The following is a 23,217-nucleotide window of genomic DNA, read 5'->3' on the forward strand; positions in this document are numbered from 1 at the left end:
GGCGGCCCTGCGACTCGAGCGCGTGTGCGAGTCGTTGATCAACGGGTGGACGTGCAGTGTCTGGCCGCACGGGGGACGCTTCGTCACCTGCGGCCTCGTGTGCTGCTCCCCGAACCGGCACGGTGACGGCCTCTGTCCCGCCTTCAGACGGCGGGTCAGGCCTGGCCTCGGTGGGAGCGCCATACGAGGGGCAGGGCGCGGCGGGGGCCGGTCATCCGCTGCAGGCCCTGGTCGATGTCGGCGAGGGACTCCGCGGTGAGGCGTGAGTTCAGCTGCGCGACCGCGCGATGGGCGAGCCAGTAGATCAGCGTCGGAGCCGTCCCGGGGCCGCTCTCCGCCATGATCGCCAGCAGGTCCGCCAGCGGGGCGGGGTGTTCGAGCCGGTCGAGCGCCGCCTCCACGTCGGACTCGGTGAGCGGGGTGGGGAAGTGCCGGCGGAGCGAGTCCTGGACCGTGCGGATCCTGCCGGTCTGGGAGGATGTGGTCGCGGGGAGCCGGCCGCCGAAGAGCCTGCGCGGGCTCCGCAGGGCGCGGGTGAGCGCGGGAGCGGTCATCCTGGTGAGGCCGTCCTCGATCTCCCGCTTGATCGGGCCTTCGAGCCCCAGCTGTCTCAACGCGTGCGCGGTCAGCCCCGACAGCAGCGCCGCGCCCGTTCCCCGGCCGCTCTCCGCCACGATCGCGAGCATGAACGCCTGGGGAGGGGTCTCGTCCAGGGCCTCGAAGATCTCCTTGACGTCCCCGGGGAGGAGCAGGCGGCCTCGGCTGAGCTGCAGGATGCTGCGGTGATGCTCCATGCCGGCGTCGCCGAGGCAGGCGGAGATCGGCTTGACCAGGTAGCGGTGGCGGTGGAGCTGCTGGGCGACCTCCTTCCTGTCGCCCCGCCCTCCCAGCTCGCGCAGGACGCTGTCCAGCACGGTGGCGTCGCGGGAGCGCCCGATCAGGTGAAGCAGCTCCTCGACAGTCATGTTCGAGAGGAGTTGCTGCCGCATCCCGGCGTCGCCTATGAGGTAGGTGATCAGCAGCTTGACCAGGGGATCGCAGCGAGCGGATGCCGCCTTGAGCGCCCTGGCGAGGGGCCGGGGCACCTCTCTGAGGCCGCCGAGGTCGAGGCAGAGGTTCTCGAGGTCGTGGCGGTGGAGAGCGGGGCCGTACAGGAGGCGCAGGAGGATCCCGAAGAAGGTCTCCGTGGTGGGAGAGCCGGCCAGCCGGTCGGGCAGCCGGGTCAGGTTCCGTTTGACGATGTCGCGATAGGCCGGGCGGTCGTCGTCGGTGACGCGGTCGAGGGCCTGCGACAGATGGGCGTTGAGCTCGTGGAGCCGCACCTCGTCGGCGCGGGCGAGGCTGTCGAGGGACTCGGGGAGCACCTGCTTCACGGAGGAGGCCAGGCTGATCGCGGTGTGCTCGCGTACCCGCATGAGGGCTTCGGCGCGGTCGGTCTCGCTGTCGAGGTCCAGCGGGCGGCCGAGGGCGGCGAGGCGGCGGATCAGGCGGGTCAGGCCGTCGTGCTCGTACTGCGCGAGTTCCTGCTCGTAGAGGCGGGCCTCGGGAGGGAGATCATGCGGGACGTCCCTCTCCCATGGCAGCTCCCAGGCACCGTGTGCGGGGGCGACCTCGGCGAAGGAGAGCCGGATGCGATGCCTGGAGGCGCTGTTGGTCCAGGTGGAGACGGCGAGTCCGCTGCGCATGCCGTACGGGAGGAGCGCCGCGACGGCGTCGAGGAAGTCGAGCCGCTGCTCCATCGGGAGCTCCGCGCGGACGACGCAGACGGGCCTGCCGGTGAGCAGGAGGGCCGCCGCCCGGCGCGCGGTGGCGTTGGCGACGCCGGCCAGTCTCGGGGGGTCGTAGTCGCGGAGGCTGAGCCGGAACGGGCTCTCGCCGGAGAAGTCCTTCCTCTGCAGCGCCTCGTACAGGGCACGGTAGGAGATCGGGGTCTTCGAGACCTGTTCCCAGCGGAGGCAGACGTGCCAGGTCATCGTGTACGGACGGTGGAAGCCGTCCTGGGACTCCGGCTTCGTCTGCAGGGACAGGCCGAGCCAGGACTCGCCGCCCCGGCTGAAGTGGCTGGCCGCCACGCGCGGCAGCGCCTTGGGCTCCACGGTGCCTGAGGAGAACGACTTGAGCCAGTCGGAGAACTCCGCCTTGCTCAACGCTCCCGTGCTGGAGCCGATCACGTCGTAGTCGTCCAGGCTCTGCGGCGTCTTGCCGAGGACGGCCCAGTGAGCGGTCGGCAGCACCGTCATCGCCCGCTCCTCATCGAGCGCGAACTCAGCATGCCGCCGAGCCAGATCACCGGCTCCATGACGTTGATGGGGCGGACGGGCCCGCGGATCATGAGGCCCCTGTGGGGGTCGTCGATGACGTTGAGGAAGTCGTCCGGGTCGAACCGGCGGTGGCGCTCGTCGATGTACATCCCCACCGACGAGGTCACGAAGAACTTCACGCGGTCCTTGTGGAAGTAGGTCTCGATCAGGTCGACGATCATCTCCGCGTTGTGGCTGCGCCCGTGCCGGCAGAGCCGGTGGAAGAACTCCCTGGCGCGGTCCTCGGCCACGCGCGGGATGCGCATCTCGTCGTTGAGATCGGGCTCGGTGAGCCCCCACCGGTCCGCCAGCGTCAGCACCCGCGGGTCGTCATATTTCGTGATGCAGACGGCGATGTAGTGGGGCAGCTTGCCGTCGGCGTACTCGTTGCCCGCCAGCATCTGCGCGGCCACCTCGTTCAGCGCCGAGTCCAGGTGCTTGAAGGCGTCGCCGACCCGGCTCTCCCGGTCCGGGTCGAACATGTAGATCAGCCCGCGGCTCCTGACCAGGCTGGACACCAGGGCCTCCTTGTCGACGCTCGCCTGCGATTCGGCGTACAGGCCGCCGCGCGGGTCCAGGAAGTCCAGTCTGATCCTCGGGGCCCTGCCCGGTTGCGTCCGCCACGGCCGCCACCACTGCCGGTGGTACTCCGGCGGGCCGATCAGCAGCCAGTTGTAGTACGTCAGGGATTCGGTCGAGTCGGGGAACGTGCGATCGTCCAGCAGCCTGTTGCGGAGCTTGATCAGTTCGGCCCCTGAGGCCTGGTTCTCGCCGACCAGCTTCCAGTTCGTCTCGGCCTTGTTCAGCGCGATGCTCAGCGCCGCGAGGAAGGCGGTCTTTCCGCTACCCGAGGCGCCCCACATCGCGATGTCGGGCGCCGGTTCGGACTCGGTCACGCGGGGTCCTCATTTCAGCTGACGAAGGGAAGGGTGAGCGAGCCCCCGGCGGACGTCAGGTCGAGGCGGGCGGCGAGCTCCTCGACGTCCACCGCGTCCACCTGGTACAGCGCCGCCGAGCCGAGCCGCTCCCAGACCGGCGAGGTGCCGTCGCAGATGGCCGCGCACTTGGTGCCGTGGCGCCGCTCCAAGTCCTGCAGCAGCATCTGCCAGTCGTGCCGGAGCGGGCAGGGCGGCACGCGGTCCCTGCCGACCCTGCGGGGGTGCGGCGGGCGCGCGCCGACCGTGAGCAGGGCGGTACGGGCGCCGTCCTGCCTGAGCAGGCCGCGCAGCTCGGCCAGGACGTCCTCCACCTGGGCCGCGTTCGGGTATGTCGGCGGAGCGGGGCGCAGCGACTCCAGCGCCACCCTGGCCTGGGCCGCCGAGCCGGCCCAGAGGACCACCCTGGGCGGGACGTGGACCGGGTGGCGCTCGCCGAAGACGTGGGTGCCGTAGCTCATGATCGAGAACTGTGTGGGGGTCTCGGCCAGCAGGTCGATGAGGTACGCGGGCCAGTGGCAGCGGGCCTCCAGTTCGTCCTGCGCGCCGGTGGTCTCGATGGCGCAGATCAGGTGGGCGGGGCGGGGGGAAGGGGGACGGAGCCGTACGGGGAGGCCGGCGACCACCTCCGCCCAGGAGCCGGTGTGCGGGCGCAGGCCCGCGATGCCGGGGAAGCCGACCTGGCCGGGGCGCTCCAGCACCGCCCTGAGGGTGTGCCGGCCCGCGGGCAGCGGCGCGTGGTCGACCGAGACCAGGCCTGAGGGTTCGAGCGGGCCCGCCCATGCCGAGACCGCCAGCAGCATGCCGCCGGGGTCGGTGCAGGTCACGGTGGCGTGGGCGTCCTGGCCCGGCAGCGCGCCCGCGCCGAAGAGCGGCTGCCCCGCCAGCTCCAGCCGCCCGTCCCCGGCCCGTTCCCTGGCCACGACCAGGTCGTACGACTGCCGCAGCGGAACCTGGGCGGCGAGGTCGCGCAGCAGGTCACCCGCCTTGACCCCCGTCGGGTGCGCGACCCTGGCGGCGGGGCACCACGCGGTGATCGCGCGCAGGCTCGCCTCCTGTTCGGGCCCGACGGCGGTGTGCAGCACGACGACCGGGTCGGGATCATCGGGGGAGATCAGCTCGCGGGCGACCCGGCCCACCGCGTCCGCCACCTCGTCGCCGGTGGCGGTCAGGGTGGACCACTTGGCGGCGGCCCTGCGGATGACGTACGGCGTGCCGATCTCGTCCGCGCGGACCTCGAAGAACCGGATGCCGGCAACGTCGATCTCCACGACGGTCAGCCGCTGCACGAACGACGCGATGAGGTCGTGGATGGACGCGCTCATCGAGCGGAAATGTGAAGTTTGGGGGAATTTATCAATATAAAGTCCGTTTCATGCATATTTGTCATCCCGCGTCACGGTGACGGGTCAATGAATCAGACGCGGTTCGCCCTACCTTGTTGATGCCGTTGGTTACCTCGTCGTTGCCGACTGTTGATGCTAATAAGTACCCTGCCGAGAGGGTAGCGGCGGGAGTTTCTGGAGCGGCATGTGATCGGTAAATGGTTGATCATTCTGTCCGGCGCCCGTCAGGACGTGCTGGAGAAGTACGACGGCGAACGCGCCAGGTTCGTCGGCCTGGGCGGGGCCATCCTCACCACCGCCTGCCTCGCCGCGCTGGCCATGACGTTCGCGCTCTTCTCGGCGCTCAAGGTCTTCCTGCCGCTCGCCATCGCCATCGGCCTGGTCTGGGGCGTGGTGATCCTGGGCCTGGACCGCTGGCTCGCCACCTCGCTGCCCGTCAGGGGCCGGCGACGGTTCTGGCTTGCCCTGCCTCGCGTCCTCCTGGCGCTCCTCCTCGGCGCCGTCATCTCCACACCGCTGGTGTTACAGATCTTCAAGCCGGAGATCGACGCCACCATTCTCGACATCAAGCAGGAACGGCTCGACGCCTTCACCCGCGCGCAGCAGACCGGCGAGACGGGCAAGCGCGTGGACGCCCTGGAGAAGACGGTGACGGAGCTCGAAGCCGTGATCGCCTCCCGAGGGGAGACAGCGCTCGACCCGGCCTCCGACCAGCGGATCCAGGAGCTGGAGAAGTCACGCAAGGAGGCGGTGAAACAGCGGGACACGTTCTACGAGGAATGGCAGTGCCAGCTTTACGTGGGTCCGCCGAAATGCGCGAAAAAGGGTCCCGGGCCGCTGTCCCGGGCGGCCGAACGGGCCTACCAGCGCGCCGCCGGCCAGGTGAACGACATCGACCGGCAGATCCAGCAGCGCCGAGACCAGCTCGGGAGCACCCAGGCCACCGGGCGGGCCAGGCGGCTCGAAGCGGCGGAGGAGGAGCTGCCGAAGGTACGGGCCGAGCTGGAGCGGCTGACCGGCCAGCAGACCGACCTTCGCAACCAGTTCGTCCAGGAGAACCAGGACTCCGACGGCCTGCTGCTCCGCCTCGAGGCGCTCAGCCGGGTCTCCCGGGACAACGCCGCGCTCAACATGGCGCGCCTGCTGCTCTTCCTGTTCATCCTGGTCATCGAGTGCCTGCCGGTGCTGGTCAAGCTGATGCAGCGGCCGGGATCGTACGACAAGATCGAGGAGAAGCTGGACGCGAAGCGGCTGCGTGACGCGCTCGACGACATTCGCGACGAGCCCGGCGAGACGCGGCGCTTCACCGCCTCCTACGATGCGCCGGACCACGGCGACCCCGGCTCGTACCCCACGGAGAGCTACGGGACGCGCAGTTTCGAGGACGACGCGCTGCGCGGCCTGCGCGACACCCGATCCGGCGGCGGGCGTTACGAGCACGCCGGGCAGCTGAACGATGATTGGTGACCGCGTCGCCGGCCGGTTCGTCATCGAAGCGCCCCTCGGCAGGGGCGGCATGGGGCGGGTCTGGCGTGCCAAGGACCGCGCACTGGACCGGACGGTGGCGCTCAAACAGATCCGCCCCGACATCGGGCCGGTGCCCGAACTGGCGGCGCGGGCCAGGCGGGAGGCGCAGGCGCTGGCCAGGGTCGTCCATCCCGGCATCGTCAGAGTGCACGACATCCTGGACACCCAGGACGGGCCGTGGATCGTGATGGACTACGTCCGCGGCACCACGCTCGGCACGCTGATCGGCCGCGCACCGCTGCCGGAGCTCGAAGCGGCCAGGATCGGGGCCCGGGTGCTCGACGCGCTCACGGCCGCCCACGCGGTGGGGGTGTACCACCGCGACGTGAAGCCGGACAACATCCTCATCACCGCCTCCGGCGAGGTGGTGCTGGTGGACTTCGGGATCGCCGCCATCGAGGGCCAGTCCTCGCTCACCACGCACGGGCGGCTGGTCGGGACCCCTGACTTCATGGCGCCCGAGCGGCTTCATGGCCACCCGGCCGGAGAGGCGGCCGATCTGTGGTCGCTCGGCGCCACGCTCTACACGGCGCTGGAGGGGCGGCCGCCGTTCCGCAAGAGCAACGACGCGGCCGTCAGGTTCGCGATCCTCAGTGCCGATCCCGACCCCATGCTCCGCTCCCGCACACTCGCCTCGACGATCGGCCACCTGCTGGACAAGAACCCCGGCACCCGCATGAAGGCCGCCGAACTGGCCCACGAACTGAAGCGTCTCCTCGAACCGCCCCGCTCCCCCGGAGACGGGGACCGTCATCCGCGATCCGGGCGGAATCCTGCCGGAGGTGGGCCGGTCCGGCGTGATCCGCCAGGAGATCGGGCCGGGAACGGTCAGGGCGGAGGCGGGGCGGCGAGGAGAGGCCTGCCGCCCCAAGAGGGCCCCGCCGTGGGGAAGGCCCGGCCGCCCGCGCGGGGGTCGATCGTGCACCAGGGGGAGAGGCTTCTCGCGCTCCCCGCCGCCGACGCCGCGTCGGTGCTCGGAGAGCGGTGGCAGGAGCTCACCGCCGACGCGGTGGAGGAGATGTGCGGGCAGGCGGCCAAGAGCGCCAGGATCCTGCAGATGCTGCTCCCCCGCCGCGCGTGCCGGCTGCTGGACCAGGTCCGCGACCCCGCCCTGGTCGCGGGCGTGGTGCTGGCGATGGACGCCCGCCACCGCAGTCGCATCCTCGGCGGCATGCACGACAGGAACTCCGCCGCCGCCATCGGCGCGATGGCCGCCACCGATCCTCGCCAGACGGGCCTCGCGGTCGCCGCCATGCCGGAGGACCCGGCCGTACGCGCTCTGAACCGGCTCCTGCCCGCCACCATCGCGGACGTCCTCACCCACTGCCCCCGCTCCACCCGCGACCACCTCCTCTCCCGCCTCCCCGACGCCACCCGAGAGGCCGTCAAGAGCAGGCTCACGTAATACCCGCGCCGCGCACCCCTTCTCCTCACCGCGCGCGGGGCACGAGATGTCAGTGGTGGAAGCCGGCGACCATGTCCGGAGCGTCGGCCCGGCGCAGGTGGATCTCGGCGATCCGCCCGATCGGCTGGTCGACGGTGGTGCTCCACGACCGTTGCCGCCCGGTGAGCGTGAACCGGCCGAGGTCGGTGGTCGTGCCGTCCACACCCACGAGCACGGCCTGGTACGGCCCGCCCGCCTTTTTCATCGTGAACACCAGCCAGCTGGGCGAGCCCTGGTAGCCGAACACGTGGCCGGCCAGTTCGCGGCCCGAGTACAGGGCGGCGGCCGTCAGGTAGCGGCCGTCGGCCACCTCCAGCGTGGTCCGGTAGCTCGCCGCCAGCCGGCGGTCCGCCTCCGTGGCATTCCACACGAACCCGCCGGCCAGCACGCCCACGACGACGCCCGTCGCCAGGTACGGGGTCAGCCGCCGCAGCAGCGACGGCCTGCGGGCCTCGGCGATCCTGGCCAGCACGCGGGACTCGAACGAGGGCGGCGGCTCCTCGGCGGGCGCGATCGAGGTGAGGGCGTCGACCATCCTGGTCGCCTCCTCCAGCTCCCTGCGGCAGGCCGGGCAGTCGGCGAGGTGTCCCAGGGCCGCCGCGCGCTCCTCCCCCGACAGCGCGCCCATGGCCAGCTCGGGGATCGCCTCGCGGGCCTGCCCGCATCCGGAGGGCTCAGCCATCGCTCACCTCCAGTTGGTCGCGGAGCCTCGCCATTCCCCTTCGCAGGCGCGTCTTGGCGGTACCCAAAGGTATCCCCTCGATCTCGGCGATCTTCCGGCCCGACATCCCGTAGAAGACGGCCAGCGCGATCGCCCTGGCCTGTTCGAGCGGCAGCCCCCGCAACGCCTGCCTGACGAACTCCTCGCCCTGCGCCGCCTGGGCGGCCTCGTCGGCCGGCTCCACGGCGAGCAGCCTGGTCAGCAGCACCTGCGGGTCGACCGGTTCCTCCCGTCTGAGGCGTAACGCATCGATCGCCAGGTTACGGGTTATGGCCAGCAGCCACGTCGACACCGCGCCCCGGCGCGAGTCGTACGCCGCGGCGTGCCGCCACGCCCGTACGAACGCCTCCTGAGCCACCTCCTCGGCCAGCCCCGGCTCGCGCACGATCGCCCGCGCCAGCCCGAAGACCCTGGCCTGGTAGCGGCGGACCAGGGCGGCGGCCGCCTGCGCGTCGCCGGATGCCATACCCGCCAGGAGCGACTCATCGGATAGAGCCCACATGCCCCTTCTACGGAAACGATCAGCGTTTCGGCTTCAGGTGAATCCGATTTCCGGCCGAAGCCCGTACAACCGTGCATGAAGCGATTTCTCCTGATAGCGGCGAGCTGCGTGCTGCTCGCCGGATGCGGCGCGGACACCGGATCCGCCGGCACGTCCGGTGGAACCGAAGGCGGGACGGACGGCGGGGGACCGACGCTCACCATCTCCTCCCCGGTCGACGGCGCGGACGTCGGCTCCTCCTTCGCCCTCGAGTTCAGCTCCAGCGAGGAGATCGGCCCGACCGACTCCGGCAAGGACCACGTCCACGTCTCGACGGACGGCCACACCGACGACTACACCGTCGTCACCTCCTCGCCGTTCCAGGTCACGGGGCTGCCGCCGGGCGAGCACACGGTCAGCGTCACCCTGCAGCACGCCGATCACTCCTCGGCGGGCGCGTCGGCCGAGATCACCGTGAACGTGACCGGATCCGGCGGCGGCTCCTCCCCCGCCACCACCGCTCCGGAGCAGGGCCAGGACTATGGCGGCGGGTACTGACCGCCCGGTTCGCCGCTACAACCGGCGGACCCGATGGTTCCACGCCGCGACCTACCTCACGACGCTGGTCCTGCTGGGCACCGGCTGGTGGCTGCTGTCCGGCCGGGAGGGCGACCCCAGCCCGCTCGCGCGGCTCACCGGCCTGGCCGACACCACCCTGCACACGGTCGTGGGCTGGGCGTTCACGGCCCTCGCCGTGGCAGGGCTCACGCTGGGGTTCCGCGCGGCGCGGACCTTCGTGACGGAGTCCGTCCGCTTCCGCCGGGCCGACCTGCGGTGGTTCGCCCGCTGGCCGGCGGCGACGCTGACCGGCAGGTTCCCCCATCACGACGGCCATTTCGACCCGGGGCAACGGCTGCTCAACCTGGTGCTGGCCGGCGGGCTGCTCGTGCTGGCCGGCACCGGCGCCGGGATGGCGACGCTGCACGGCGGGCCGGTGTTCGCGGTGCTCGTGCAGGTGCACCGCTGGACGACGTATCTCGTCACGCTGCTCGTCGCCGGGCACATCGTGGTCGCGTCGGGGGTGCTGCCCGGATATCGCGGGGTCTGGCGCTCGATGCATTTGGGCGGGCGCCTCGACCGGTCGGTCGCCTTCCGGCTGTGGCCGGGCTGGGCCGCCAGGCTGGAGCCGACCTCGCTGGGCGCGTACGTGCTCGGCGCCCTCGACCCCACGGAGACGGCCAGGGTCGAGGCCCACCTCCGGCACTGCCGGTCCTGCCGGGCAGAGGTCGCGGAGCTCCGGACCACCGTCCGCCACCTCAGGAGGACCTCCGGCGCACCGGACTGACGGCCGCCCCCGGTCATGGGCGGACGGGCGTTCCGCTTCCAGCGTGCGGCGCCGCCGCCCTGTCAGGCGAACACGCCTCCGACGAGGTTGTAGAGGTAGGCGACGGTCATGAAGGCGAGCGCGGCGATGGTGTACGCGGTGTACGAGATCCGGCCGGGCAGCCCCCACCACCGCTTCCACCAGGCGACGCCCGTGCACGCCACGAGCCCGCCGGTCAGGACGAAGGCGGTGGAGGAGGCGAGCAGGGCGCCGGTCAGCAGGGGCGAGCCGACGAGGATGGCGTCGGTCGGGGCGATGATGACCGTGGTCGCCAGCCCGTAGACGAAGACGGCCACGAGCGCGCCGGTCAGCCAGGCCAGCCACCAGGCGAACCGGTGGCGGGCCGGGCGGCGGCGGAGGCGGCGGACGAGTGCCGCGACCGGCATGCCGATCAGGGCCGCCAGAAAGGCGGCCAGTCCCGCGTAGAGCAGCCAGACGTGGAGCGTGACCGGTGAGCGCTCGAACGTCGTGGCCTCCTCGCGGTGCCCGCCGGCGAGCACGCCGTGGCCGGTGAAGGCGATGAGTTCCGGCCCGTCGCGCTCGGCGAACAGGCCCGGTCCGACCTGCCGCCATCGCTGGGCCGTCCCGTCGGCGGACAGCCCGGTCGTGGTGAGCTCGCCGCTGCCGGTGGCGGTCACGGTCACGTGGTCGAACAGCGTGGCGAAGCGCAGCAGGTCACCGCGGGACTGGGTGGTGACGTAGGTGCCCGCGTACGCCGTGGTGTCGCCGCCCGTGGGCGGGGGCCGTTCCGCGGTGCCGGGGAAGGCCCGGTCGATGATCTGGTGGACGACGTCGTACGGGGTGTGCTCGCCGTTGAGCACCACGTAGATGCCGGTGCGCTGGTCGGGCAGGAGCGTCATGAGGGCGTGGAAGCCGTTGACGTCGCCGGCCTTGAACAGCAGGCGGTGGCCGTTCCTCGCCGTCTCCTCCAGGCCGTAGCCGATGCCGGGCAGGCGCGGGTCCTGGGTGAACTGCCGGGTCTTCATCGCGGCGGCGACGCCGGGGCCGAGGCGGGGGTCGTCGGTCAGCAGGGCCTGCATGAGCTTGCCCATGTCGGCGGCGGTCGTGACGGGGCCGGTTCCGGAGGAGGGGTGGCCATAGTAGTGAGCGAAGGAGCCGGTGTCGCCGTAGCCGGTGGCCAGGGTGGCCGGGTCGGGGGTGGCGAAGGTGGTGCCGGTCATGCCCAGCGGGTCCAGGATGTGCTGCTTGACGTACTGCGCGTATGCCTGGCCCGAAGTCGCCTCGATCACGTAACCGGCCAGGTCGTAGGCGTAGTTGTCGTAGGACAGAACGGTGCCCGGGGGCCGTACGCGCTCCGGCAGGCCGTCCTCGACGACCTTGGCGAGCGGCTCGGCGGCGGCGGGGTCGGTCCAGGAGGTGGCCAGGACGTTCGACTCGAAGCCGGCGGTGTGGGTCAGCAGGTGCCGCAGGGTGACGGGATGGCCGGGGAAGGTGTCGGGGATCTGGAAGGTCGTCAGGTACGTGTTGACGTCGCGGTCCAGGTCGAGCCGGCCCGCCCTGACGAGCTGGAGGACGGCGGCGGCGGTGAACGTCTTGGCCAGCGATGCGGTGGCGAACCGGGTGCCGGCCGCGTCCACCGGGATGCGCCTGTCCCGGTCGGCGTAGCCGTACCCCTGAGCTTTCACCTGGCCGGCCGTGACCACCGCGACGGACGCGCCCGGGACGCCGTGCTCGGACAGGAGTCTCGGCACCAGTTCGGCGGCCAGGCCCGCCACATCGGCGGCGCTCGCGGTGCCGGGCAGCGCGACCAATGCCAGTAACACGGACAGCACCGTCAGGATCCGCATGTCAGCGAGCCCCAGCCGCGCCCGGCGCCAGGGCCTGTTCGTCCGGCTCTGACCGGCGGGTGGCGCGGAGGACCGCGCTGGGAACAGAGATCTTGACCAGGGCGGAGTTGTTCATCGAAGGCTCCCCGAGATGATGCAAGGGACGACCGTGCACGGCCGCCGGCACGCCGACGCCTGATGCGTCCACGGCGTGCGCCAAGTCCCTCATTTAGGGACTATTCGACCCTACAGGTCCACGCCCGGGATGCCAATAAGGGACGCATCGGACCGTAACGAGATGGAGGGGTCGCGTGAATTCTCCGAAGCGCGAAAGCCCGGCGGAGGGGACCCCGGGGGGTCAGGCCGATCGAGCATGCGGATCATGTGCAGCTTGGCGATGGGCCGACCGCCGATGACGACCGCCCGTGGCTCGCGTCCCCATACCTCGAACCCGCACGAGCGATAGAGCCGTTCGGCGGGGAGGTTCCCCTCTGACACGGTCAGGCCGACCTGGGTCAGCCCCTCGACGGACGCGGCGATCTCCAGAATCCGGTGGACCAGTAGCTTGCCGATGCCGCGGCCGGCGGCGTGCGGGGCGACCGCCATGCCGAACAACGTCGCCTTGTGGCGCTCCTGCCGTCGCGGGGGAACGGACAGGCCGGCGATGCCGATGAGGCGGCCCCCGTCGTACGCGCCGACCACCGCGCCGTCCGGCCGCCCGGCGGCGGCAAGGCGTGCGATGGTCGTAGACAGCGGCTTGGCGCTCTCCTCCTCGTAACTGGAGGTGAACGCCGTGGGGGTGGCCCGCAGCGCTTCCAGGCGAAACGCCCGGTACGGGGCCGCGTCCTCGACGCCGAGCTCGCGTACGGTCACGGTCTGGGACCCGATGCCGTGCCTCCTGCCGGTGGTCTCGTGACGATCAGCCGAGGCGGACACGGGTGCACCGGGTGACGTAGGGAAGAGCGATCTCCTCGCGGCCCTTGAGATCGGGATGTGCCTCCAGGAGTTCCCGCACGTCGGCCAGCAGCAACGACCTGACCTCCTCCGGGAGGGTGATCACGTAGCTGCGGGACGCGACCATGTCGAGGAGTTCGGAACGGGTCATCACCTGGCTCCAGCGAATCTCCATGCGCTCGGGCGGGCCGAACGGCTCGCCGACAGACGGTCGCGTGTCGATCGCGTGTCGGGAGTGCTGGTGAAGGATGCCGTCCAGGTCCGCCACCCACGGCTCGGCGAGGTCCCTGACGTTCCATACCAGCGAAAGGGTTCCGCCGGGCACGAGGACACGTGCGATCTCCGGCTCGGCCAGGGCGGGGTCCACCCAGTGCCAGGTCTGCGCGACGACGACCGCGTCGATGCTGTCGTCCTCCAATGGGATGCGTTCGGCGCGTCCCTCGAGCACTTCCGCCCCGGGGACTGCCACGCGCAACCGCTCGCGCATCTGCCCGGACGGCTCGACCGCCACGACCTTCAGCCCGGCCTCGACCAGTAGCCGCGTGAATTGTCCCGTCCCCGCACCCAGATCCAGGACACGCCGGGCGCGGCGCGGCACGAGCCACTCGACCGAGGACAACGGGTATCCGGGCCGTCCCTGGTGATAGGAGGCCGCGGCGGTTCCGAACGAGGTCGCCTGCACCTGGCGGGACCAGCGGCGCGTGGCGCCCTGGCGGGTCATGCCGCACGCCCGGCCGATCTCCTCCCAGCTCACCTGCCCGCTGCGGCGCAACTCTCCGATGATCTCCGTCCTGCGCCACTCCAGAGCCGAGATGGTCTCCGTCAGTCGGGCAAGCGCCGCCAGCCCGCCGTCACCGGCTACTTCGTCCGCGGTACGCCGCGCGTCTGCGCCGAATTGCTCGGATTTCACCCGACGCAACATATGTTGCCTCCTGGATCGCTGTCAACATATGTTGCGCCGACGTCACCACGAATGGCCGGTCACGCTCCCCAGCGCGAGGCGGCCGCCGTGCGTTCCAGAGCGGTCGGGGCGCCGAGGTCACCTCGCTCCCGGGCGAGGTCGCCTCGCTGCCGGGCGAGGTCACCGCGTTCCCGCGCGAGTTCGCCTCGTTCCCGGGCGAGTTCGCCGGCCAGCGTGAAGCGGGCGGCGGCCTGCGGGGCGCGGGCGGCGTGCCGGACGATGTCGTCGACCAGAACGGTGGCCATGTTCAGCCTCGGGTAGCGGCTGTGGACGGCCTCGCCCTGCGCGTCGGTCACGAAGTCGACCCCGATCCCGAAATCGCCGCCCACACCCCCGCGGGTGAGGGAGGCCAGCGCTCCTCGACGCTCGGCGATCCCGGGCGAGGTGTGCAGCGCTATCGCCTCCCAGACCAGGTCCGTCTCCCGCACGCCGTAGCCGTGCCCGGTGAGGAACTCGACGGCCATGTCGGCCCCCTCGACCTCGAAGCGCTGCTTGCCGGGAGCCCGCGGCGAGGTGCCGAGGTCGTGCAGGACGCAGGCGAAGAAGAGAAGATCGGCGTCAAAGTCGGCGCCGGCCTTCAGCCCCTCGTGCTCGGCCAGCAGCCTGGCGAACAGATAACTGCGGACGCTGTGGTTGGCGACGGGCTCGCTCTCGCAGGACCGCACGTGCTCGACGGCGTGACGGGCCGCGGAACTGTCGGGCAGGTCCGGGATGAGATGGTCCATGCCCAGGACCGTAGGCGCGGGCATCCCTGCACCGTCAGTGGCACGAATGCCAACCACCGCTAGGATCGTGCCATGCCCGGCCGGACCTCCCGCCCCTCGCATCACGTGGTCGTGCTGGCTCTCGCCGACGTCCTGCCGCTGGACCTCGGGATACCCCTGCAGGTCTTCGGCAGCTGGCGCGACGGGCCGTACGAACTGACCGTGTGCACCGAGCGGCCGGGGCTCGTCCCGGTGCACGGCAGTCCGGCGATGTCCGTCCAGGACGGGCTGACCTGCCTGGAATCCGCCGACACCGTCATCGTGCCCGGCCAGGCCGATCCCGGGCCGCCCCCGGCCGCGGTCCGCGACGCGCTGGCGGCGGCCGCCGCCCGGGGCGCCCGCATGGTGTCCATCTGCACCGGCGCGTTCGTCCTCGCCGCCGCCGGCCTGCTCGACGGACGGCGCGCCACCACGCACTGGCAGTACGCGGCCTCGCTGGCCCGCCGGTACCCCCGGGTCACGGTGGAGCCGAAGGTGCTCTACGTCGACGAGGGCGAGGTCCTGACGTCGGCCGGGGTCGCCGCGGGCCTGGACCTGTGCCTGCACCTCATCCGGCGCGACTTCGGCGCCCGCGCGGCCAACCAGCGGGCCCGCACGCTGGTCACCGCCCCGCACCGCACCGGCGGCCAGGCCCAGTACATCGACCTGCCCGTACGACCCGAAGGATCGGGCGGATTGACGCAGCTGTACGAGTGGGCGCTGCTCAACCTGCACCAGCCCCTCACCGTGGACCGGATGGCACGGCAGGCCGGGATGTCCCGGCGCACCCTCATCCGCCGTTTCAACACCGAGACCGGGCGACCGCCCATGCGATGGCTCCTGGAGGCCCGGCTCAGCCACGCACGGGAGTTGCTGGAGTCCACCGACCTCACGGTGGAGGCCGTGGCACGGCGCTGCGGCCTGGGCACCTCGGCCAACTTCCGCACGCTGTTCAAGGAGCACGTCGGCGTCCCGCCCAGCGCGTACCGAGACACCTTCCGCCCCGCCACCGGCGACCGGTCGGCGTGAACCCCCTGACCCCTCATGAACGCCTACCCGTCCACGATCACTCGCACGCTGAGAGTGTTGCGCGCGCGAAGAGGCGCGATCTCCCGATAGGCCGCCGAGTCGTTCCAGGCCCGCGCGGCCGCCACGTCAGGGAACTCCACCACCACGACCTGCGCCCCGTCCCACTCTCCCTCCAGAACCGCGACGGGCTCGCCACGCGCCAGATACCGGCCCCCGTACGGCTCGATCGTCGCGCCGACACGCCGCCGGTACTCCGCGAGTTCCTCGGCGTTCCCCGTCGCACGGACAGTCGCGATCAGATAAGCGCTCATAAGCAACGATCCTTCACTTGGGATTCCGACTCAGAGGACCTGCCCGTCCCCGGCGACGACCCGTTCGGAGAGCGCTTCGAGCGCGGCGGGCAGTTCGTGTTCCACGACGATGTCTTGTAAGGCGAGAGCGGACATGAACCCGCCGGCGGCGATGGCGTCCAGGGCGTTCAGCAGAGGACTCCAGAAGCCGCGGGCGTTCAGGAAGCCCACCGGTTTCCGGTGGAATCCGAGTTGCCGCCACGTCCACACCTCGAAGATCTCTTCCAGGGTTCCGAGTCCGCCCGGCAGGGCCAGAAAGGCGTCGGCCTTCTCCGCCATGATCGCTTTACGCTGGTGCATCGTCTCGCACACGTGCAGCTCGGTGATCCCGTCGTGGGCCCACTCCCTCTCGACCATGCTGCGCGGGATCACCCCGATCACCTCGCCACCGGCCGCGCGGGCCCCATCGGCGAGGGCACCCATGAGCCCGGCCCGCCCGCCGCCGTACACCACGCCGATCCCCCTTCCCGCCAGTTCGCGACCCACAGCGGCGGCAAGGTCGGAGAAGTCGGGGTGGGCACCGGACGACGAGCCGGTGAAGATGGCAATGCGCTTCATATGTCCCCATTTGAGCAACGAGCCCTCGTACAGGTTCCTCTCATATATGAGACATCCTCCCACATATGTGATAGCTCAGGTCGGTGCGGGCAGCTGGATCGAGGCGAGCTTGGCCGGATCGACGATGATGTGGATGCCGGTGATCCGGCCTTCGGCGACGGTGAAGGCGATGACGGAGAGCGGGGTTCCGTCGAGACGCCAGGACATGTGACCAGGGACGCCGTTGACGAGCACAGGTCGCTGGCGGCCGACCTCGCCGGAGAACATGCGGGCGCCGGCGGCGACCTCGGTGGCGCCGATGGTGACGACCATGCCGTCAGGGGTGTCGACGGTCAGCTTCACGTTCGGGTCGAGGACGCGCAGGAGCGCTTCGAAGTCGCCGCCGAGCGCTGCGGCACGGAATGCCCGGACGACCTCTTGGTGCCCGCGGCCGGGGCCCGGCGGCCGATCCGGAGCCTGGACCTTGCGGCGGGCGCGGCTGGCGATCATCTTGCTGGCGTCGGCGGATTTGCCCAGGATCTGCCCGATTTCTTGGAACGGGACGGCGAACATGTCGTGCAGGACGAACGCCAGGCGCTCGCTCGGGGTGAGCGAGTCGAGCACGACGAGCAGGGCGAGACCGACCGAATCGGCCAGCGCCACCTGCTCGTCCGGCGCGGGGTCGTCGGCGGGCGTCACCACGAGGTCCGCGAACTCGTGCCCGTAGGCGGTCTCGGGGTGGGCCTGACGGGATCTCAGGAGGTCCAGGCTGATCCGGCCGACCACGGTGGTCAGCCAGCCCGCCAGGTTGCCGATGGTCGCCGCGTCCTGGCGGACCAGGCGCATCCAGGCCTCCTGGACCACGTCCTCGGCGTCGGCGTGCGAGCCCAGCACGCGGTACGCGAGAGCGCGCAGCCGATCGCGCTGGGCCTCGAACGCCTCGGCCACGAGGCCGGACGGGTGGGTGGTCACGGCTTGCGCTGCTGGCGGAGCGAGACCCGGTTGCCGTCCGGGTCCACCGCCTCGATACGGACCCCGAACGGATAGTCCACTGGTTCGGGCTCTTCGAAGGTGACGCCGCGCCGGCGCATGATCTCGAAATCCTTCCGCAGATCGTCGGACTCGAGGATTAGGGGACCGGGCGCGCCCTCCCTGCCCACGTCGCCCGGCTGTCCGGCGGCCGCCGCATGCGACCACAGGAGGATCTGCACCGGGCTGTCGGGAACGCCCACGGTGAGGAACCGTCCGTCGGGCCCCGAGAAGTCGATCCGCTTCTCCAGGCCGAGTCCCTCGGTGTAGAACTCCAGCGCGCGGTCCTGATCGGTGACGTAGATCGTCGCGTACATGATGGTGGTCAGCATTCCGTTCTCGATTCACTCGTCGGGTGCGACGACCGTTCGTGTTCGGTCGTCGCCCCTATGACGAGTGACGACGGGAGAAGGTAACAGGTCCGGACAGTTTCCGTATGTGCCGTACGGCGACGAGCGGCACCGTCACGCCGATCAGGTTGCAGTACGCCACCGCGGCGTAGAAGCCCTCCGCGCTGCCGACGGCGTGTGCCGCCGCCGCGCCGACCGCGACGATCAGGCCGAAGTAGATCGCGTTGAGCACAATGGCCCGGAAGCCGCCGCCGGTCTCCTCCATCACGGTCAGCGAGGTGAGCACGGGTCCCTGGACGGCGTAGGAGAGCGCCACGGCGCCCAGGTAACTGCCCGCCGCTGCGGCCACCCCGGCGTCGCCGCCTATCAGCCGCGCCAGCGGGTCATGCAGTGACCACACCAGCACCGCGATCACCACGTAGGTCACGACGGTGACCTCGATGCCGCCACGCATCGATTCACGTATGCGCCGCCATTCGCCCGCGCCGCGTTGCTGGTTGATGGTGATCGCCGTGGCTGTGCCCAGGACCATGCCCGGCAGCAGCACGACGCTCTGCAGGGTGGAAGCGACCGTGAACCCGGCCACGGCGTTCTCCCCGTAGTTCCCGAGGACGCCGATGACCGCGAGGTTGTACGCCGAGAGCACGAGGAAGGACATGGCGATGGGCACACCGATGCGACGCAGGTCGGTGAACACCTCGCGCCGCCAGATCCGGACGGCCGGCGGATGCCACAGCTCGGTGCGGCGCAGCAGCACCAGGCCCATGGTCAGGCCGGTCAGACCCGCCGCCGCCTCGGCGATGGGCACCGCCGCGATCCCGATGCCGGCACCGAGTCCGAGGCCGGCCACGAGACCGACCCTCACGCTCTCCGTACAGACGACCAGCACGGTGGCCTGTCGCACATACCCGTAGCCGCGCAGGCTGGACGCGCACAGCTCCGCCCCGACGGCCAGCAGACCGGCCGCGCTGGTCCAGCGCAGGAAGGAGGCGAACGTGTCCCGCAGCTCGGCGTCCACATGAAGGAGACCAGGCAGGGAGGGAGCCGCGACCGCGAGGACCAGATACAGGGCCGCGCCTAACCCGAGCCACACCCTGGCCAGGCTGGCGGCGTTCGCCATGACGTCCTGGGGCCGCCCGGCCCCCTTGCTGATCGCGGCGGCGACCTGGTTGCAGACCGCGAAGCCCACACCCAGGGCGAGGACGATGAGGCTGACAGGCTGATACAGGGAACGCACATAAATGGCCTCTCCCCCCATTCGCCCCAGAATGGCGACAATTCCGAGCTGGGCAGCGAAATTGAGGGACCCGGCCACAAAAAGAGGAACAGCGAGGCCGGAGATGGTCCGCCACACCCCCGTTCTTTTATGAGCGGCCAAGGGAAACACGCGAACCTCCGGGAACGCAACGACTGGGAGCGCGAATTGACAATGGGGCGATATCTATATGCAATCGCGCCTGGCCCCGTACCACTCGACCGGTACCCGCCCGTCCTGCATCACCACGATCCCGTGCAGGTCCGGCTCCTTACCCGAACGCAGGACCCCATCGACCCGCTCTGCCGTTCCCACGATGCACCTCCTGAAGTCGGCACCTCTTGAATACGACCTCACACCGTGTGAGACACAAGCCGCCCAAGAAAGTCGCGCGCGCACTCGTGGGACGGCGTAGATTCCCCTGGCGATTTCGCGGGCGCGCCAAGTGCTACCGCAGGGCCGAAGCGTTGTCGGCTGGTGGACGCATGATGCGGCTGGGCGGTTGAGCGGCCGACTACTACCGCAGCCACCCCGCCGACGGCCTTCGGCTACTCGGTTTCACGACAGGAGAACGCTTCGGCCCTGGTCACCAGACGTCAGCTCACAGCCGTCCGTCATCTTCTGGGTCAGTCGGTCACAACCGGTCGAGGCCAACCGGTTGAAAACCGTTAGAGGCCATTTTCGCGTTCCCGTAGGCTGCCTGTGGCCCGTCGCCGTGAGGACAGAGGACAAACCGCGTGACCCCGCCTGCTCTTTAAGACCTGATTCTTCCGCTCACCTGTAGCCGACGCTCCCGTCGGCCCTGCCGGGCTGCCCTCGCGCCGCCCGGTCATACAGCGTTTGAGGCCGCGCGCAATCGGCCTCGTGTCAGGTCTAGAGGGCTCATGTCTTCACAACCTCATATCGTGCTGTCCTGGGTCGTTCGTCGAACCAGGTTGCCTCTGCTGTCGTTGCGGTGCGTGGACTGCGGATCGGAGTCGGCCACCACCGGCGAGGGCAGATTCCGCGTCAACGCCAACGCCAAGCGGCTGGACGTGTGGCTGCTGGTCCGCTGCGTATCCTGCGATCGGACGAGCAAGCTCACCGTGCACGAGCGAGTGCCGGTCAGATCCTTCGATCCGGCCGAGCTCCACGGCTACCGCGTCAACGATCCGGAACTGGTGGTGTCCAGGCTGTTCGATCCGCTGCTCGCCCGGCGCAACCGCTTCACCTTGGACTGGGAGGGGGCCTGGCGGCTGGACACCCCGTCGGCACGGCTCGACGACGCATGGCCGACCCAGGTGGAGGTCACCTTCGAGGATCCGGTGCCGGTGCGCCCAGATCGGCTCATCGCGCAAGGGCTCGGCCTCAGCAGGAACGAGGTACTGCGCCGGGTCAAGTGCGACATTCCGCTGCGCCGCCCGACGAGCGCCGGATTCACCTTTACCGTCATGGCCGGGGACTAGCGAAGATGTAGCCGCGGCGGGCCACCCGGCCCGCCCGGCTTCACCCCCACCTGGTGGCCCAGCCCTCGGCACGATCTACGCCATCACCAGTTGTCTGCCACCGGGCCGCATCACCCATGCCCAGCTCGCTGGGCTGGTCAATGGGCACTGGAGCGTCGAGGCCCTCCACCACATCCGCGACGTCACCTACCGCGAAGACGCCTGCAAAGTCCGCACCGGCAACGCGCCCCGGATCCTGGCCGGCTTCCGCAACCTCGCCGTCGGCCTGACCCGCACCATCGGCTGGACCAACATCACCGCTGCCACCGACCACCCCAGTCACCCTGCTGACGGCCTTCAACTACTCGGTCTCACCACATCAGAACGCTTCAGCCCTGAGTGCGACCGGGAGCCGATCGCCGTCACGTGCCGATCACTATCGTCTGTGATGTGATCCACGTGCTGGAATATCATTGGGGGCGGGCCCCGCTGCCTGCATGCCGCCGATGATCCGGCCGCCGCGTGTAGTTCATGACCGGTACGTGTCGGGCACGTGATCATGAGCACATGCTTGTCATCGATGGCGGCGAGTGACACACCCGGAACGCAGAAGGACCTGCGTTTCCGCAGGTCCTTGCCCATCTTGCGATGGTAGATCGTGAGTGCCCCCTGCAGGATTCGAACCTGCGCGCCCGGCTCCGGAGGCCGGTGCTCTATCCCCTGAGCTAAGGGGGCTCAACGAGTGACAAGGCTACCAGCATCGTGGCACTACTCGGCACCGGATAACGCTCCGCGAACACATCCCGTGAAAACCGCCCGTGACGACCCTGCTACAGGTTAGCTTTGCGGCCGTGGGCGAGGTTCTTGGGAAAGTGCTGGTCGTCGATGACGACGAGGTGATCCGGCAGCTCATCGCGGTCAACCTGCACCTGGAGGGGTTCGAGGTCGCGACCGCCACCGATGGGCAGGACTGCCTTGATCGGGTGCTCGACGTGATGCCGGATGTCATCACGCTGGATGTGATGATGCCGTGTCTGGACGGCTGGACGACGGCGGAGAGGTTGCGTACCGCGGCGGCCACGAGTCACATCAAGGTGGTGCTGATCACGGCGCGGGCACAGGACGATGACAGGAGACGAGGGCTGGGGATCGGGGTGGACGCCTATCTCACCAAGCCGTTCGACCCGGCCGAGTTGATCCAGGTGGTGCGGGATCTGGTGGATGGTGGGCGTGGACACGCGACTTGAGCGGGCCCGGGTCCTGTATGAGCAGGCCGTGTTCGCCGGTGACGCCACCGGGTTGGAGGCCGCCGACCGGGAGCTGGACGGGGTGGAGGCCGATCTGGCGCTGGCTCGCGGGCGGGTGGCGCACGCGCGGTTCCTCGACGGCCAGGGTGAGGATGCGGCGGAGCTGGGGTTGTTCGAGCGGGCCGCGGAACTCTACCGGGCGGGCGGTGACGTGCGGGGCGAGGGTGAGGCGCTGTTCTGGGTGGGGGTCTTTCATCAGGTCGTACGGCGTGACCAGGAGGCCGCGCGGCCGGTTCTCGAGCGTGCCCACGAGCTCGCCGCCCAGGCCGGCGACAGGCTGACCCTCTCGTACGTCCTGCGCCACCTCGGCATCGGCGAGCACGTCGCGGGGCGGCTGGAGGCGGCGCGAGAGCGGCTGGAGGAGTCCGTACGGCTCCGCAGGGAAGTGGGGTTCCCGGCCGGGGTGGCGGCCAACATGGTGGGGCTGGCGTACATCGCCGCTGCCGAGGGGCGGCGGGCGCACGCGTTGGCGGTGCTGGACGAGGCCGCGGAGATCGCCTCGGCCGATGGTGCCGCGGGGGTGCTGCGGTCGATCGAAGAGGCGCGCGAGCAGGTGTGAGCGCGAGGCGTCCGTACGGGCGGCCACGCCTCGGAAGACGCCCGCCGACGTACGCTGGCGATTGACCCGCTTCGTCCCAGGCCCCAGGAAGGTTGATCCGTGCGCAGCTCCGTCTTCGGCAATCTCGACTCCCAGCAGTTGCCCCAGGATTTCGCCCTGCAGAACGGCAAGATGCTCCGCGTCCAGCTCCCGCACGAGGTCCTGGCCAAGCAGGGCTCCATGGTCGCCTTCCAGGGGCGGATGGACTTCGACTACGAGGGCGCCGGGGGCCTCGGCAAGTTGTTCAAGAAGGCGATGACGGGTGAGGGCGCCTCGCTCATGCGCGTGCGCGGCGAGGGGCTGCTCTACCTCGCCGACAACGCCGACGACATCCACCTGTTCTACCTGGAGAACGAGGGGATCACCGTCAACGGGCGCAACCTGCTGGCGTTCCAGCCGCAGCTGACCTGGGACATCCAGCGGGTGCAGGGCGCCGGGGTGGCGGCGGGCGGGCTGTTCAACACCACGGTCACCGGCACGGGGTGGGTGGCGGTGACCACGCACGGCACGCCGGTGCTGCTGGACGCGGCCCGCATGCCGACGTTCGCCGACGGGCAGTCCGCGGTGTGCTGGAGCACCGGGCTGCACGTCGGCGTGAACCGGACGATGAAGGTGGGGGCGCTGATCGGGCGGGGCAGCGGGGAGGCCATGCAGCTGGCGTTCAGCGGGCAAGGGTTCGTGCTGGTGCAGGCCAGTGAGGGCGCGCCGGTCGTCCCCAGCTCGTGAGCCCCACCGGCCGGTGAGGGGGCGCCGGT

General features: G+C 70.4%; 23 protein-coding genes and 1 tRNA gene. 9 read left to right on the forward strand and 15 right to left on the reverse strand.

Annotation, left to right across the window (positions count from 1 at the left end; genetic code table 11):
* Positions 1-155 precede the first annotated feature (155 nt).
* Genes FH608_RS02500 through FH608_RS02510 form a run of 3 tightly spaced genes read right to left on the reverse strand, consistent with a single transcriptional unit; the run spans position 156 to position 4,560 of the window.
* A complete protein-coding gene (locus tag FH608_RS02500) occupies positions 156-2,240 on the reverse strand; it encodes a hypothetical protein (RefSeq protein WP_139628131.1) in 2,085 nt (694 codons plus the stop codon).
* Positions 2,237-3,196 (reverse strand): hypothetical protein, encoded by a 960-nt coding sequence (locus tag FH608_RS02505; RefSeq protein ID WP_139628132.1) that lies wholly within the window; start codon positions 3,194-3,196, stop codon positions 2,237-2,239. Before FH608_RS02505 ends, FH608_RS02500 begins: the two co-directional genes overlap by 4 nt.
* Positions 3,197-3,210: 14 nt before the next feature.
* The gene (locus tag FH608_RS02510) at positions 3,211-4,560 is read right to left on the reverse strand and encodes a hypothetical protein (RefSeq protein WP_139628133.1); all 1,350 of its coding nucleotides are present in this window, start codon (positions 4,558-4,560) and stop codon (positions 3,211-3,213) included.
* A 222-nt stretch (positions 4,561-4,782) separates the two neighbouring features.
* Here FH608_RS02510 and FH608_RS02515 point away from each other — a divergent pair, with 222 nt between their 5' ends.
* Positions 4,783-6,048 (forward strand): DUF4407 domain-containing protein, encoded by a 1,266-nt coding sequence (locus FH608_RS02515; protein WP_193318192.1) that lies wholly within the window; start codon positions 4,783-4,785, stop codon positions 6,046-6,048.
* On the forward strand, positions 6,038-7,513 hold the full coding sequence (locus FH608_RS02520; RefSeq protein WP_139628135.1) for a serine/threonine-protein kinase: 1,476 nt from the start codon (positions 6,038-6,040) through the stop codon (positions 7,511-7,513). Before FH608_RS02515 ends, FH608_RS02520 begins: the two co-directional genes overlap by 11 nt.
* A 49-nt stretch (positions 7,514-7,562) precedes the next feature.
* Here FH608_RS02520 and FH608_RS02525 read toward each other — a convergent pair whose 3' ends face one another.
* Both FH608_RS02525 and FH608_RS02530 read right to left on the reverse strand, forming a co-directional pair.
* Positions 7,563-8,234, reverse strand: a complete 672-nt coding sequence (locus FH608_RS02525) for a zf-HC2 domain-containing protein (protein WP_139628136.1) — start codon at positions 8,232-8,234, stop codon at positions 7,563-7,565.
* The gene (locus FH608_RS02530) at positions 8,227-8,739 is read right to left on the reverse strand and encodes an RNA polymerase sigma factor (protein WP_139628137.1); all 513 of its coding nucleotides are present in this window, start codon (positions 8,737-8,739) and stop codon (positions 8,227-8,229) included. Before FH608_RS02530 ends, FH608_RS02525 begins: the two co-directional genes overlap by 8 nt.
* A gap of 111 nt (positions 8,740-8,850) precedes the next feature.
* On the opposite strand from FH608_RS02530, the gene FH608_RS02535 reads away from it, so the two are divergent.
* Both FH608_RS02535 and FH608_RS02540 read left to right on the forward strand, forming a co-directional pair.
* Entirely contained in the window at positions 8,851-9,312 is a 462-nt protein-coding gene (locus FH608_RS02535; RefSeq protein ID WP_139628138.1) for a hypothetical protein, read from the forward strand.
* Positions 9,296-10,099, forward strand: coding sequence for a cytochrome b/b6 domain-containing protein (locus FH608_RS02540; protein WP_226898878.1), 804 nt, complete (start codon positions 9,296-9,298; stop codon positions 10,097-10,099). The genes FH608_RS02535 and FH608_RS02540 overlap by 17 nt, the downstream gene beginning before the upstream one ends.
* 62 nt (positions 10,100-10,161) lie before the next feature.
* On the opposite strand, the gene FH608_RS02545 is transcribed toward FH608_RS02540, so the two are convergent.
* From FH608_RS02545 to FH608_RS02560, 4 genes are all read right to left on the reverse strand, one after another.
* On the reverse strand, positions 10,162-11,946 hold the full coding sequence (locus FH608_RS02545; protein ID WP_139628139.1) for a serine hydrolase domain-containing protein: 1,785 nt from the start codon (positions 11,944-11,946) through the stop codon (positions 10,162-10,164).
* A gap of 225 nt (positions 11,947-12,171) precedes the next feature.
* Positions 12,172-12,861: a GNAT family N-acetyltransferase gene (locus FH608_RS02550; protein ID WP_193318193.1), complete on the reverse strand. Its 690-nt coding sequence runs from the start codon at positions 12,859-12,861 to the stop codon at positions 12,172-12,174.
* Positions 12,845-13,789 carry a class I SAM-dependent methyltransferase gene (locus tag FH608_RS02555; protein WP_226898879.1) on the reverse strand — a complete coding sequence of 315 codons (945 nt, stop codon included), beginning with the start codon at positions 13,787-13,789 and terminating at the stop codon, positions 12,845-12,847. The genes FH608_RS02550 and FH608_RS02555 overlap by 17 nt, the downstream gene beginning before the upstream one ends.
* 71 nt (positions 13,790-13,860) lie before the next feature.
* Complete coding sequence (locus FH608_RS02560) at positions 13,861-14,565, reverse strand: HD domain-containing protein (protein ID WP_139628142.1); 705 nt, start codon at positions 14,563-14,565, stop codon at positions 13,861-13,863.
* A 72-nt stretch (positions 14,566-14,637) separates the two neighbouring features.
* Here FH608_RS02560 and FH608_RS02565 point away from each other — a divergent pair, with 72 nt between their 5' ends.
* Entirely contained in the window at positions 14,638-15,612 is a 975-nt protein-coding gene (locus FH608_RS02565; protein WP_139628143.1) for a GlxA family transcriptional regulator, read from the forward strand.
* A 23-nt stretch (positions 15,613-15,635) separates the two neighbouring features.
* Here the strand turns inward: FH608_RS02565 and FH608_RS02570 are convergent, their stop codons facing one another.
* The 5 genes from FH608_RS02570 to FH608_RS02590 form a co-directional block, all read right to left on the reverse strand.
* Entirely contained in the window at positions 15,636-15,923 is a 288-nt protein-coding gene (locus FH608_RS02570; protein ID WP_139628144.1) for a DUF1330 domain-containing protein, read from the reverse strand.
* Positions 15,924-15,953: 30 nt separating this feature from the next.
* A complete protein-coding gene (locus tag FH608_RS02575; protein WP_139628145.1) occupies positions 15,954-16,520 on the reverse strand; it encodes an LOG family protein in 567 nt (188 codons plus the stop codon).
* A gap of 75 nt (positions 16,521-16,595) precedes the next feature.
* Positions 16,596-17,471 (reverse strand): sigma-70 family RNA polymerase sigma factor, encoded by an 876-nt coding sequence (locus FH608_RS02580; RefSeq protein WP_139628146.1) that lies wholly within the window; start codon positions 17,469-17,471, stop codon positions 16,596-16,598.
* On the reverse strand, positions 17,468-17,860 hold the full coding sequence (locus FH608_RS02585; RefSeq protein ID WP_139628147.1) for a VOC family protein: 393 nt from the start codon (positions 17,858-17,860) through the stop codon (positions 17,468-17,470). Before FH608_RS02585 ends, FH608_RS02580 begins: the two co-directional genes overlap by 4 nt.
* Before the next feature lie 55 nt (positions 17,861-17,915).
* Positions 17,916-19,265, reverse strand: coding sequence for an MATE family efflux transporter (locus tag FH608_RS02590; protein WP_317135543.1), 1,350 nt, complete (start codon positions 19,263-19,265; stop codon positions 17,916-17,918).
* Between the two features lie 827 nt (positions 19,266-20,092).
* Between FH608_RS02590 and FH608_RS02595 the strand changes: the two genes are divergently transcribed.
* Positions 20,093-20,578: a DUF1062 domain-containing protein gene (locus FH608_RS02595; protein ID WP_394367647.1), complete on the forward strand. Its 486-nt coding sequence runs from the start codon at positions 20,093-20,095 to the stop codon at positions 20,576-20,578.
* Between the two features lie 642 nt (positions 20,579-21,220).
* Here the strand turns inward: FH608_RS02595 and FH608_RS02600 are convergent.
* Positions 21,221-21,292, reverse strand: a tRNA-Arg gene (locus FH608_RS02600).
* Between the two features lie 116 nt (positions 21,293-21,408).
* On the opposite strand from FH608_RS02600, the gene FH608_RS02605 reads away from it, so the two are divergent.
* The 3 genes from FH608_RS02605 to FH608_RS02615 all read left to right on the forward strand — a co-directional run bounded on the left by FH608_RS02605 (position 21,409) and on the right by FH608_RS02615 (position 23,188).
* Positions 21,409-21,804 carry a response regulator transcription factor gene (locus FH608_RS02605; RefSeq protein ID WP_226898882.1) on the forward strand — a complete coding sequence of 132 codons (396 nt, stop codon included), beginning with the start codon at positions 21,409-21,411 and terminating at the stop codon, positions 21,802-21,804.
* Positions 21,788-22,423, forward strand: coding sequence for a hypothetical protein (locus FH608_RS02610; protein ID WP_226898883.1), 636 nt, complete (start codon positions 21,788-21,790; stop codon positions 22,421-22,423). The genes FH608_RS02605 and FH608_RS02610 overlap by 17 nt, the downstream gene beginning before the upstream one ends.
* A 99-nt stretch (positions 22,424-22,522) precedes the next feature.
* On the forward strand, positions 22,523-23,188 hold the full coding sequence (locus tag FH608_RS02615) for an AIM24 family protein (RefSeq protein WP_193318195.1): 666 nt from the start codon (positions 22,523-22,525) through the stop codon (positions 23,186-23,188).
* Positions 23,189-23,217: the final 29 nt, after the last annotated feature.

The organism is Nonomuraea phyllanthi, from assembly GCF_006334985.2.
GTDB lineage: Bacteria > Actinomycetota > Actinomycetes > Streptosporangiales > Streptosporangiaceae > Nonomuraea > Nonomuraea phyllanthi.

What these genes read in the sequence shown, in the direction of transcription:
- FH608_RS02500 (WP_139628131.1), bottom strand. Translation starts at nt 2,240, where the DNA reads ATGACGGTGCTGCCGACCGCTCACTGGGCCGTCCTCGGCAAGACGCCG.
- FH608_RS02570 (WP_139628144.1), bottom strand. Translation starts at nt 15,923, where the DNA reads ATGAGCGCTTATCTGATCGCGACTGTCCGTGCGACGGGGAACGCCGAG.
- FH608_RS02565 (WP_139628143.1), top strand. Translation starts at nt 14,638, where the DNA reads ATGCCCGGCCGGACCTCCCGCCCCTCGCATCACGTGGTCGTGCTGGCT.
- FH608_RS02585 (WP_139628147.1), bottom strand. Translation starts at nt 17,860, where the DNA reads ATGCTGACCACCATCATGTACGCGACGATCTACGTCACCGATCAGGAC.
- FH608_RS02545 (WP_139628139.1), bottom strand. Translation starts at nt 11,946, where the DNA reads ATGCGGATCCTGACGGTGCTGTCCGTGTTACTGGCATTGGTCGCGCTG.
- FH608_RS02540 (WP_226898878.1), top strand. Translation starts at nt 9,296, where the DNA reads ATGGCGGCGGGTACTGACCGCCCGGTTCGCCGCTACAACCGGCGGACC.
- FH608_RS02520 (WP_139628135.1), top strand. Translation starts at nt 6,038, where the DNA reads ATGATTGGTGACCGCGTCGCCGGCCGGTTCGTCATCGAAGCGCCCCTC.
- FH608_RS02525 (WP_139628136.1), bottom strand. Translation starts at nt 8,234, where the DNA reads ATGGCTGAGCCCTCCGGATGCGGGCAGGCCCGCGAGGCGATCCCCGAG.
- FH608_RS02510 (WP_139628133.1), bottom strand. Translation starts at nt 4,560, where the DNA reads ATGAGCGCGTCCATCCACGACCTCATCGCGTCGTTCGTGCAGCGGCTG.
- FH608_RS02560 (WP_139628142.1), bottom strand. Translation starts at nt 14,565, where the DNA reads ATGGACCATCTCATCCCGGACCTGCCCGACAGTTCCGCGGCCCGTCAC.
- FH608_RS02535 (WP_139628138.1), top strand. Translation starts at nt 8,851, where the DNA reads ATGAAGCGATTTCTCCTGATAGCGGCGAGCTGCGTGCTGCTCGCCGGA.
- FH608_RS02530 (WP_139628137.1), bottom strand. Translation starts at nt 8,739, where the DNA reads ATGGCATCCGGCGACGCGCAGGCGGCCGCCGCCCTGGTCCGCCGCTAC.
- FH608_RS02575 (WP_139628145.1), bottom strand. Translation starts at nt 16,520, where the DNA reads ATGAAGCGCATTGCCATCTTCACCGGCTCGTCGTCCGGTGCCCACCCC.